At 44.3% G+C, this 12309-nt stretch carries 10 protein-coding genes; 5 read left to right on the top strand and 5 right to left on the bottom strand.

The features are described 5' to 3' along the window. Positions 1 to 53: 53 nt before the first annotated feature. Positions 54 to 1484, bottom strand: a complete 1431-nt coding sequence (locus tag SIO70_RS06475) for a glycoside hydrolase family 125 protein (protein ID WP_320580129.1) — start codon at positions 1482 to 1484, stop codon at positions 54 to 56. A 170-nt stretch (positions 1485 to 1654) separates the two neighbouring features. Between SIO70_RS06475 and SIO70_RS06470 the strand changes: the two genes are divergently transcribed. The 4 genes from SIO70_RS06470 (at position 1655) to SIO70_RS06455 (ending at position 8064) form a co-directional block, all read left to right on the top strand. Next, positions 1655 to 4924, top strand: coding sequence for a methylmalonyl-CoA mutase family protein (locus SIO70_RS06470; RefSeq protein ID WP_320580128.1), 3270 nt, complete (start codon positions 1655 to 1657; stop codon positions 4922 to 4924). Continuing rightward, entirely contained in the window at positions 4890 to 5171 is a 282-nt protein-coding gene (locus SIO70_RS06465) for a hypothetical protein (protein WP_320582087.1), read from the top strand. Before SIO70_RS06470 ends, SIO70_RS06465 begins: the two co-directional genes overlap by 35 nt. Positions 5172 to 5512: 341 nt before the next feature. After that, complete coding sequence (ligA, locus tag SIO70_RS06460; protein WP_320580127.1) at positions 5513 to 7630, top strand: NAD-dependent DNA ligase LigA; 2118 nt, start codon at positions 5513 to 5515, stop codon at positions 7628 to 7630. After that, a complete protein-coding gene (locus tag SIO70_RS06455; RefSeq protein WP_320580126.1) occupies positions 7627 to 8064 on the top strand; it encodes a nucleoside deaminase in 438 nt (145 codons plus the stop codon). Before ligA ends, SIO70_RS06455 begins: the two co-directional genes overlap by 4 nt. A 103-nt stretch (positions 8065 to 8167) precedes the next feature. Here SIO70_RS06455 and SIO70_RS06450 read toward each other — a convergent pair whose 3' ends face one another. The 3 genes from SIO70_RS06450 to SIO70_RS06440 all read right to left on the bottom strand — a co-directional run bounded on the left by SIO70_RS06450 (position 8168) and on the right by SIO70_RS06440 (position 10432). Then, positions 8168 to 9088, bottom strand: a complete 921-nt coding sequence (locus SIO70_RS06450) for an SPFH domain-containing protein (RefSeq protein WP_320580125.1) — start codon at positions 9086 to 9088, stop codon at positions 8168 to 8170. A 250-nt stretch (positions 9089 to 9338) separates the two neighbouring features. Further along, complete coding sequence (locus tag SIO70_RS06445; protein WP_146968204.1) at positions 9339 to 9548, bottom strand: hypothetical protein; 210 nt, start codon at positions 9546 to 9548, stop codon at positions 9339 to 9341. 179 nt (positions 9549 to 9727) lie between these two features. Continuing rightward, entirely contained in the window at positions 9728 to 10432 is a 705-nt protein-coding gene (locus SIO70_RS06440) for a LuxR C-terminal-related transcriptional regulator (RefSeq protein WP_320580124.1), read from the bottom strand. A gap of 302 nt (positions 10433 to 10734) precedes the next feature. Between SIO70_RS06440 and SIO70_RS06435 the strand changes: the two genes are divergently transcribed. After that, positions 10735 to 11340: a superoxide dismutase gene (locus tag SIO70_RS06435; protein ID WP_320580123.1), complete on the top strand. Its 606-nt coding sequence runs from the start codon at positions 10735 to 10737 to the stop codon at positions 11338 to 11340. 150 nt (positions 11341 to 11490) lie between these two features. Here SIO70_RS06435 and SIO70_RS06430 read toward each other — a convergent pair whose 3' ends face one another. Further along, entirely contained in the window at positions 11491 to 12264 is a 774-nt protein-coding gene (locus tag SIO70_RS06430; protein WP_320580122.1) for a DUF1080 domain-containing protein, read from the bottom strand. Between the last annotated feature and the right edge of the window lie 45 nt (positions 12265 to 12309).

Here is a 12309-nt window from a genome sequence, read left to right as displayed (position 1 = left end):
GCTTCCGCCAATGGCAAAAGCGATTTTTTGCAAATACTTAAGAAAACAGGCTATCACGCATAATTGCGCTTCAGCAGTTCAGGATACTCACTGTGAATTTTCACAATCAGCTCACCGAACAGTGTATTCACCCATGCAAACCATGGACGGGTATAGTCTGAAGGATTGTCTTTATGATAAGATTCATGTATAAACCCGGTTTCACCATCAGTATTACGCAGGGTTTTCAGACAGCCGGCAATTTCTTCCTTATCGCTGCTGGTCAACGCCTTCATTATTATACTCATTGGCCAGATCTTGTCTACTCCGGTGTGCGGGCTACCTACACCCTCGCCGTATTTACCCTTGTAGAACCAGCAATGGAAAGGGCTCCATACAAAGTGGCGCGCTGTCTGATACAACGGATCATCAGCAGTAGTATAACCCAGGTAAGGGATGGACAACAGGCTTGGTACATTTGTATCGTCCAGGAACAAACGGTTACCAAAACCATCTACTTCAAAACCATACATCTTACCCAGAGATGGATGCTCTACAATCGCATACGCCTTGATTGCACGATCTACCTCTTCTGCCAGATCTTTACATTCTTTAGCAAAGGCTGCATCTTTGTACACCACTTCACTGATTTCGGACAACTGGTGCAGAGATACTACTGCAAACATGTTGGAAGGGATCAGGAAAGGGAACACAGTCGCATCATCAGATGGACGGAACATAGATGCAATCAAACCTACTGGCAGGATCGGACTTCCATAACCACTGTTGGCTACAGTATCAGACTGCTTCGGTGTATTACGCTGAAAATGGTAAGGACCAGGACCATCTTTACGCTGCTGCTCCTTGAAAGTTTTCACGATCAGTTTAGCCGCTTTTTTGTGGGTATCGTCCAGTACGCTGGCGTCATTGGTTTTCTTCCAATAGTTGTATGCCAGTCTTACAGTATAACACAGAGAGTCAATTTCCCATTTTCTTTCATGCAGTTCAGGCTTCATTTCAGTCAGGTCACTATCCCACTCCGAACCGGTAGGCCCCTCGTTGAACGCATTTGCATAAGGATCGATGATCACGCATTTTGTTTGCCTGTTCACCACACCCGCGATCAGCTGTTTCAGCTTTTCATCTTCATTTACCAGCTCCAGGTAAGGCCATACCTGGGCAGTCGAGTCACGTAACCACATCGCGTGGATATCTCCTGTCAATACAAAGGTATCGGGACGACCGTTTTCTACCTTGTGAACTACAGTGGTGTCCAGGGTATTTGGAAAACAGTTCTCGAACAGCCAGCCCAGCTTCGGATCTGCAACTTCTTTCTTGATGGTTGCGATCATTTTTTCTACTGCCTGACTAGTGAACTTACGTTCTGCCAGCGGAGGACGTTTGGAAACGTATCCTGCATGGGCGAATACAGCCTTAGGAAATCCCAGCGCTATAGCGCCTGCCAGCAAACTGCTGTTCCTGATAAAGTCTCTTCTTGCCACCATTTCTGTTATAAGTTTTCAATTACGATTTGCGCTTTTTGTGGAAATGCAAGTCAATAAACGTGAATAATGAGTGTAAAATAAAAAAATACGGGAATATTAAGTAATCTGTAATTTGCAAATTACATAGCAGTATTCCACGATACCACACTATTGTTAAACACCAAAGCAAAATGACTGATACTCCAGTACATAAAATTCGAATAGTTACAGCAGCAGCTCTCTTTGACGGCCATGATGCTGCGATCAATATCATGCGCAGGATCATGCAATCACAGGGGGCCGAAGTGATTCACCTGGGCCACAACCGCTCCGCTGCCGAAATTGTGGACTGTGCCATACAGGAAGATGCCCAGGGCATAGCCATCACTTCTTACCAGGGCGGACATGTCGAATTCTTTAAATATATCTATGACCTGCTGCACGAAAGAGGCTGCGGACATATCAAAATATTCGGAGGCGGCGGTGGTACTATTCTGCCTTCCGAAATCGAAGAATTACATGCCTATGGCATCACACGCCTCTACTCACCAGACGATGGCCGGCAAATGGGTCTGGAAGGCATGATCGCCGATGTGATCCGGCAATGTAACTTCACGACTTTACAACAACTAAATGGTGAACTAGCCCAACTACCGGAACAAAACAATCACCTCATTGCAGCAGCGATCACTGCTGCCGAAAGTGATCAGCTGTCACTGCCTAAACCTATAAAAGGTAGTATGGTACTGGGTATCACAGGTACTGGTGGTGCAGGCAAAAGTAGTGTAACTGACGAATTGGTACGTCGTTTTCTACACGCATTTACAGACAAAACCATTGCTGTTATATCTGTAGATCCGTCTAAAAAGAAGACGGGTGGCGCCTTGCTGGGAGATCGTATCCGCATGAATGCCATCCATCACCCCAGGGCCTATATGCGATCCCTGGCCACCCGCGATAGCGACAAGGCCATCAGCGCACATATTCAGGAAGCAATCGACATCTGCCGGCTGGCCCGTTTTGACCTCATCATTCTTGAAACTTCAGGTATCGGGCAGAATGATACAGCTATCATCGATCACTGCGATGTATCGCTCTATGTAATGACACCTGAATACGGTGCTGCCAGCCAGCTTGAAAAGATTAACATGCTGGATTATGCGGATGTGATTGCGATCAATAAATTCGATAAAGCCGGTGCACTCGATGCTTTGCAGGATGTAAAGCGGCAATATAAAAGAGCACACCAGCTGTGGAACGCTTTGGATAGTGATTTGCCTATTGTGGGTACGATTGCTTCACAGTTCAATGATACAGGTATCAACCAGTTGTTTCAAAAACTGTTGACAGCATTGAAATTGCCTGCTACAAAAGATGACGGTCATCAACCTGCTACCCGCACACAGATCATCCCTCCTTCGCGGGCACGCTACCTAGCCGAAATTGTGACTTCGCTGGAAGAATATAACAATTGGGTAAAAGAACAATGTACCATTGCCACTAAACTGTATCAGCTGAATGGTAGTATCGGTCTGCTAAAACAACCGCACTTACAACAACAACTGCAAAACATCGCAGATCAGTTGAAAAAAGAACTACATCCTGATTGTAGTCAGTTATTGGAAGAATGGCCTGCTTTACAACAACAATATAAGGGAGATCACTATTCATTCACGGTAAGAGAGAAGACCATCAACCTCCCACTCTTTACAGAAAGTCTTGCCGGTTTACGCATTCCCAGAATCAGTCTGCCTACCTACAAGGATTGGGGCGATCAGTTGCGCTGGTTACTCACAGAAAATATACCGGGGGCATTCCCTTATGCTGCAGGGGTATTTCCGATGAAGAGAGAAGGTGAAGATCCTACCCGCATGTTTGCAGGAGAAGGAGGACCTGAACGTACGAATAAAAGGTTCCATTATGTATCTGCAGGTCAGCCGGCAAGGCGCCTGAGTACAGCATTTGACAGTGTCACATTGTATGGGGAAGATCCGGGTTTCAGACCGGATATTTATGGCAAAGTGGGAAATTCAGGTGTGAGCATAGCAACAGTGGATGATGCGAAGAAACTTTATAGCGGCTTTGACCTGTGCGATCCCATGACGTCTGTATCTATGACCATAAATGGCCCCGCTCCCATCCTGCTGGCGTTTTTTATGAATGCGGCGATTGATCAGGAGTGTGAAAAGTATATGGCGGAACAAGGCATCCAGGTAGATGTGAAGGACGGACCAAAGTATGCCGGCGAATTGCCTGAAGGAAATAATGGATTGGGATTAAAGCTACTGGGTATTTCCGGCGACAAAGTATTGCCTGCCGATGTTTATGCCAATATAAAAGCAAAGGCGCTGAGTGCTGTGAGAGGCACCGTGCAGGCAGATATACTTAAAGAAGACCAGGCACAGAATACCTGTATCTTCTCTACTGAGTTTGCGTTGAAGTTGATGGGTGATGTACAGCAGTATTTCATACAGGAAAAGGTGAGGAATTTTTATGCAGTGAGTATATCTGGCTATCATATCGCGGAGGCTGGTGCAAATCCCATCACACAACTGGCGTTTACACTCGCGAATGGGTTTACATATGTGGAGTATTACCTGAGCAGGGGTATGAAGATCAATGATTTTGCACCGAACCTATCGTTCTTCTTTAGTAATGGAATGGACCCGGAGTATGCGGTGATCGGGCGTGTGGCAAGGCGCATATGGGCCAAGGCCATTAAATATAAGTATAAGGGAAATGATCGTTCACAAAAACTGAAGTATCATATACAAACGTCAGGACGGAGTCTGCATGCGCAGGAAATAGATTTCAATGATATCCGTACTACGCTGCAGGCGTTGTATGCGATTTATGATAATTGTAATTCACTGCATACAAATGCGTACGATGAAGCGATTACTACGCCTACAGAAGAGAGTGTGCGAAGAGCAATGGCGATACAGCTGATCATCAACAGAGAATTAGGGACTGCTAAAAATGAGAATCCCATACAGGGTTCTTTCTTTATTGAAGAACTCACAGACCTGGTGGAAGAGGCAGTGATGGCGGAGTTCAACAGGATTACAGAGAGAGGTGGGGTATTGGGAGCGATGGAACGGATGTATCAGCGGAATAAGATACAGGAAGAGAGTTTGCATTATGAATCGTTGAAGCATAGTGGCGCATATCCAATTATTGGGGTGAATACGTTTTTGAATGCAAAGGGATCCCCTACGATCATTCCTTCGGAAGTGATCAGGAGTACGAAAGAGGAGAAGGATTTTCAGATACATACATTGGAGGCTTTTCATCAGCGGCATGCATCGGACAGTGTTGAAGCATTGAAAAAATTACAAAAGGTGGTTATTGAGAATGGGAATATTTTTTCCGAGTTGATGGAGACGGTGAAGTATTGTTCACTGGGACAGATCACGCATGCATTGTATGAAGTGGGTGGGCAGTATAGAAGAAATATGTAAGCAATTGCTTTCGGCAAAAGATGTGAGGGGTAGTTTTAAAAAAATTCCCCTGCATAAATCCTTTTATGCAGGGGAAGTATCACACAAAATCAGCAATACTCACTTGCCAGATTTCATTGACGTGGAATTACTAAATATTGTACGTGGAATCTACAAAATAGCTTTAATAGCTTTCGTGGAATTCATAAAGGCTGGAATTTATAAAGGCCTTGTGGAATTTACAAAGGCAAACTCTTGGAATTTATAAAGGCTTACGTGAAATTTATAAATGGCTTTAAACTAATTTTGGTCGTTTTTCACTTCGTTGATAGATTTCTTTAAGGAGCACATAGGCCAGTTAAATATTCAACCTTTCACTTGTTCCTTATCAATCTACAATTTTTGTATCCGTCTTTCAGTTGCTTTCGTTTCGTTACACAATCTTAATTAATTTTTTGTTAATAAAAAACTTTTTGCTCATCTTTTTCTTAAAATTAATAAGTGTAAATAGTACCAAAATGCACCGAAACCTAATACAGTAAAGGAAATCAACCATTTTAGAAATAGTTCAGAAAGTATTTTAAATTTACAAGCCGATAGTAAAAATATATGTATACGAAAGAAATAGAAATCACTTTAGCGCAATTAGCGAAGCAACTGTTAGCTCAATTGCAAAAAAAAGAAAGCCCCTCCGCCATTGATGAAACTCTGGAAAACCTCCGTCGTGTCATACTCTACAATGACTGGCGCTATTATGTACAGAGCGAGCCGGTGCTGAGCGATTATGAATATGATCAACTCTTTGCCTGGTTAAAACAGCTGGAAACGGTTCATCCGGACCGTATAAGCCCGGACTCCCCCACACAGCGCGTTGCCCTGGGCCTTAACAAAGCCTTCCCAACTGTACAGCACCTGGTACCCATGCTGAGCCTGGAAAACTCTTACAATGCCGATGACCTGCTGGACTGGGACCGCAAAGCCCGGGAAATCAGCGGCCTCGCCGATATAGAATATTGTATAGAGCCCAAATTCGATGGCGCCAGTATATCATTAATATACGAAAACGACCGCCTGACCCGGGGCGCTACCCGGGGCGACGGTGTGGCAGGCGATGATATTACCACCAATATCCGTCAGATCCGCTCTATCCCCCTCACTGCCAACTTTTCGAAATTTGGTATCCATACTATCGAAATCCGTGGCGAGGTATTAATTAATAAGAGCACTTTCAAAGCCTTTAATGACCAGCGTGCTGCCGAAAACCTGCCGCCACTGGCCAATCCCCGTAATGCAGCCTCTGGTTCCCTTCGCATGGTAGACCCGAAAGAAGTGGCGAAACGGGGCCTGGAAGCCTTCCTTTACCACATGAGTTATCATACCATGGAAGACGGGCAGACTGAACCAAAGGAAATCCAAACCCATAGCAATACCCTGGATATGCTGACCCAACTGGGTTTCCGCTCTCCCGCTAAGGAGAAAAAGGTTGTAAAAGGCATTCAGGCAGTGATCGATTATGTGCTGACTTTCGAAAATGAAAGGGATAATCTTCCATATGAAATAGATGGAATGGTAATAAAAGTAAATGATTACGAACTGCAGGATAAACTGGGTATGACCACCCACCACCCCCGCTGGGCCATGGCGTACAAGTTCAAAGCCCGCCAGGCCACCAGCAAACTGAGGGATGTGGAATTCCAGGTAGGTCGTACCGGTTCTATTACCCCTGTGGCCAAGATCGATCCTGTACCTATTGGTGGTGTTACAGTTGGTTCCATTTCATTATTTAATGAAGATGTAATCCGTGAAAAGGATTTGAAACTTGGTGATACTGTCCTGGTAGAAAGAGCCGGCGATGTGATCCCTTATATCGTAAAGTCAGTGGCTGACCTGCGGGATGGTTCTGAAAGGGAAATTGTATTCCCTAAGGAATGCCCGGTATGTAAAGAGCCACTTTTCAAACCGGAAGGTGAAAGTGTATGGCGCTGTATCAATATTAACTGCGAAGCGCAGGTGGTAGAAAGAATGATCCACTTCGTAAGCAAAGATGCAATGGACATCAAGAGTTTTGGCGAAAGCAACGTCCGTAAATTCTACGGCCTGGAATTGATGCGCGATATTCCGGGTATCTATACCATCGACTTTAGCAAACTGGAACAACTGGAAGGATTTGGAAAGAAATCGCTCACTAACCTGCAAACAGCGATCGAAGCCTCCAAAACCCAGCCTTTGCATCGCCTGATCTTTGGTTTGGGCATCCGCTATGTGGGTGAAACCACCGCCAAAACACTGGCAAATGCCATCAGTTACCTGCCGGACTTCAAAGACTGGACAGAAGAACAATTGCTTGCGCTGGAAGATATAGGCCCAAAAGTAGCTGGCAGTATCAAACAGTTCTTCGCTACGCCGGAAAACCTGGATATGCTGAAACACCTGGAAGAATTAGGGCTGAACCTGAAAAGCACCCGTTCTGATCATCCGGTGGGTGGTACTTTCGGCGGACAAACATTCCTCTTTACCGGTACGCTCAATAAGCTGAAACGTAGTGATGCAGAAGCCATGGTAGAGCAGCAGGGTGGTAAAATCCTGAGTGGCGTATCCAGCAAGCTGAATTACCTCGTGGTAGGTGACGATGCGGGTAGTAAACTGGAAAAAGCGAAAAAGATCAATACAATACACATCCTGAGTGAGGATGAATTTTTAAACCTGATTAATCAGCACCAGGGATGACGGATGAATTTTATATGCAGCAGGCTATGCGTGAGGCCCGCAAAGCCTTTGATGAAGGAGAAGTACCTGTGGGGGCTATTGTCGTGCTCAATGATAAGATCATTGGGCGTGGCAGCAACCAGGTGGAGAAACTGAATGACTGTACTGCACATGCTGAAATGCTGGCGCTGACTGCGGCTTTCAATTTTTTAGGTAGCAAATACCTGATGGAAGCTACGCTTTATGTAACGCTGGAACCCTGCCTGATGTGTGCAGGGGCGCTGTATTGGAGTAAGATCGGCCGCATTGTCTATGCAGCAAAAGATGAAAAGAACAGTTACAGAAAATCTACCGGAGAGGCGAATCCTTTTCATCCCAGGACAAAGGTTGAACAAGGACCCGGCGAGGCAGAAAGCCTTCAATTAGTAAAGACATTCTTTGCACAAAGAAGATAAAAATTAAAAAGCGGAAAGCAAAGGGCGACACTGAAGTGTCGCCCTTTGCTTTTCACGCCAGGAATAATGTCTCGCTACGCAAAACTTCATTCCTGGCTATTGGTTATTTTACCTGGAGTTTATTCAACGCCATCAACTGCTTCATTGTCTGTTCCATCCCTTCAGAAGACCCATCCAGGAAGATCACATTCCCCTTCGAATTCTCAGAGAAATGCTTAATCGCCTCCGTCCACATGGAGAACAAAATCACAGACGTATCCAAATTCGCCTGCTGCATTTCCTTCGCCGCCATAGACATACCTTTTGCCACCTCTTCACGGAACAACGCCACACCCATACCACGCAGCTGTGCAGCCTGACGTTCAGCTTCCGCTGCAATCTTGATTGCATTACCCTCTGCTTCCGCAGCTTTCGTTTTGGTGATCAGCAATGCCTGACCCTCATTTTCAGCCGCAGCTTTCAGGTTATTAGATGCCACAACCTGCGCCATAGATTTCATAATCGCATCATCAAAAGTGATATCATTCATCTGCAGATCCTGCAGGTGATATCCCCATCCTTCCAGTGTCAGGTCAATCTGTTCTTTCACATGTTCTGTGATATCACGACGCAATCCCAATACCTCTGATTGCCTTTTAGTAGCCACAAATCCGCGGATAGAACCCTCAATAGTACGTACCAGCGCCTGCATAAAACTACGCTCGTCCAGGAACTTAAAAGCCACATTTTTGATGGTATCTTCCTCCTGATTCCACACGGAATACAGCAGCATAGCTTTGAAGTAAACATTGGCCTGGTCAACAGTAATGGCCTGGAATTCCAGCTCTACAGAGCGATTCTGAATGGAAACACGTTTGAATACTTTTTCAACAAGGGGCACTTTGAAATTAAGTCCGGGGAACAAAATACGGTTATACTTTCCAAAGATCGTGGTCACCCCAATAGTACCTTGCTGTATGGTCACAAAACTTGAGAACACCACCAACAGGGCTAAAACAATTATAACAATAGCGATTGTACCCATATATAGGAGATTTAGCAGTAAATATATAATAAAAGTCGACAATATGCTCATTGCCGACATACAAATACGCGCATACCGATGCCAAAGGCATCAGTGTGCGCGATGCTATTAATTGGGGAAATAATACGAGCTAAATGATTAGAAAGGCAGGCTGTGGGTTATCTTGATTGTGTGTCAAATCAAAAACAGCGACAAACAATGGATGAAAGCCGAGCTAAATTACAACGAATGAAAGGGTAATAGCTTCAGGTTAAATCCTTTGTTTCTTTCTGAAATAAATATAGACGTCGTCTAGTTCTATCTGCTTAAGCTGGTACGCCAGCAATGTCTTTAGATCTTCAGTTTCATTTTTGATCTTTTTATATTGATCTTTCAATGACTCGTAGCGGGCAACTATCTCTTCTGCCGTTGCAGAACCGTCCAGCTGCAAAACTTTTAATGCGCTTTCCTCGGTGATCATAGCAATAGGGGTATTACTAACTATCTTTTTCCTTTTTAAAAAAATGTCTTTCCTAACGTATCAAACTCTCCTTTGGTTAATAGATTACTAAATTAATGGAGTTTGATTGTTATGCAAATACCCAAGGTTGGGTATTTTTGCAAAACAAGCGCAGGCAAATTGCAGGAAATTTACTTAAATTATTGATAACCAACTTTTCTTGCCAGGGCTACTAATTCAGTAGTATTCCTAACTTTAAGTTTTAACCGGATATTTTTCCGGTGGGTTTCAACCGTATGTCGGCTCAAATTGAGGGTATCGGCTATTTCTTTATTGTTCAGGCCCCCGACGGCCAGTTTGAGGATTTCCTTTTCTCTTGTTGTGAGTTTGGCCAGCAGATCGTCGTTATGCCTGCGTAGTACTTCTCTCATCGCTTCGGCCAGCTGATCGTTTGTATCCATTGCCATAGTCAGATCCAGAAAGGCGCAAATCACATCTTTTACCTTGCCATTGTCATCCCTTGTAAATGGCATCGCCAATCCTACCAACCAGCACCAGTGCTCCGTATCCCGTTTACGAAATCGTAACACCCCGCCGAACACACTTTTGTTTTCCTGAAATGATTGCTGGGCTATAACAGCCAGGTCAAAATCCTCCGGGTGCATGACCGCCTTGAAAAAATCTAGCCCCATCCCACTCATCTCTTCCAGTGTATACCCCGTTACATCTTCCATATAGCGGTTACACCAGTTGACAGTCTTAATATCATTCTGATGAGTGTATAACATAGCGGGTACATGGTCCAATAAGGTTTCGAGCCACTTGATCCGTGTCTTCAATAGTTCATTTTCCTTTTGTAAGGCGTTGAGGGAGTAATTTTGGCCCATGTCCGAGTCTGTCAACATACTTTTAGTTTTATACGAACAACAGTAACCTCTACGTGTAAACGTAACCGGAATTCCGTACTAAAGTTGTTATAACACTTAACGTAAATATAAAATAAAAAAGCATATATCCAACCCTTTTGGTACGTGAATTGGGCAGTAATACCTATGTTTTGTTGATAACTACAGCGGGAGGAGTTGATGACCGCATCCATCAGGGCGCCCAATTCGCCTGTGCCTTTTTGATATTTACCTGATTAGGCAGTAAATTTGGTACCAATTGATACACTCATATTTTTTAACGCAATAAAAAAACATAAGTTATGGCATTTACACTTCCGAGCTTACCGTACGCTACCGACGCCCTGGAACCTAATATTGATAAGCAGACAATGGAAATTCACCATGGTAAGCACCATCAGGCATATGTTGATAACCTGAACAAAGCAATTGCCGGTACTGAAAATGAAAATAAATCCCTGGAAGAACTGGTTGCTATTGCTGGCACACTGAGCCCGGCAATCAGAAACAATGGCGGTGGTCACTGGAACCACAGCTTCTTCTGGACTATCCTTGGTCCTAATGCAGGTGGTGAGCCTACTGGCAAACTGGCTGATGCGATCAAGAGCACTTTCGGTTCTTTCGAAGAATTCAAAGAAAAATTCAATACTGCCGGTGCTACCCGCTTTGGTTCCGGTTGGGCCTGGTTGCTGGTAAATGGTGGCAAACTGGAGATTTCTTCTACACCTAACCAGGATAATCCACTGATGGATGTTGCTGAAGTAAAAGGGACACCCATCTTAGGTGTGGATGTATGGGAACATGCTTACTACCTGAAATATCAGAACCGTCGTCCGGAATACCTGAAGGCGTTCTGGAATGTTGTAAACTGGGATGCAGTTAGCAAACGTTACGAAGCTGCGCTTTAATTTTGAAATTTTAATATTTTGAAATAGTCAAAAAGGAATGGTCATTGCTTCGCAATGGCCATTCCTTTTTGAGATGCTATCGATATCGTAAGCTGCTTCGCGCCTACGATATCGATAGCCGGCTATTATAGAAGATAGCAAAGCAGCCTTCTATAATAGCCGTTTTATTTTAATATTCTTAAACCAGATCTCACTACCGTGATCCTGCAAATCGATAAATCCATTTTTCGTAGCACCATACCCTTTAGCGTCCTTCCACTTTCCTTTCTCCTTTTCTGCTTTCCACTCCTTTGACCCGATTACATAATCTGCCGTCTTCTGCCCATTCAGCCAATGCTCCACATGCCCATGATACACCACAATCCGGGCATGATTCCACACACCTGCCGGCCGCGTTGCATTCACCAATGGCGCACTCATCGCATAATTTCCTCCCGTTAGCTGCCAATCTTCCAACTTCTCAGGAAAGTTGTTCGCATCGATCAGCTGATACTCTGGTCCGCTCATGAAAGGAGCCGGATATTCTTCTGATGCTAAATAGATGATACCACTATTACCCTGCGGTGCAATCTTCCATTCCAAAAACAATTCAAAGTTTTCATATGTACTGTCAGAAGTCAGATCTGAACGGTTTGCTTTGAAATCCTTATCTCCCCTGCAATGCAACATGCCGCTATCTGCAGACCATGCACCTCCTGTCTTGTGCTGGTAAAGATGCCAGCCACTCAGATCTTTTCCATTGAACAATAACTGCCATCCCTCCACCCGTTCTGTTTCACTCAGTATATTCATTGCCGTTGTATCAAAATATTCAGTCGTAGTATCTTTTCTGATCACAGTTACTGAATCATGCTGGTTGCTGCTGTTGGTATTATTACATGCCAGCAGAATGATGATAATGAAAGGTAGGATGAGTTTCTTCATAAAATGAAAGCTTATATCGCATAAAGAAAAATCGCCTTTGCCAAA

This window comes from Chitinophaga sancti, from assembly GCF_034087045.1.
GTDB lineage: Bacteria > Bacteroidota > Bacteroidia > Chitinophagales > Chitinophagaceae > Chitinophaga > Chitinophaga sancti_B.
The sequence above is the reverse complement of the archived record's forward strand: the minus strand, read 5'-3'. Positions and strand labels throughout refer to the sequence as shown.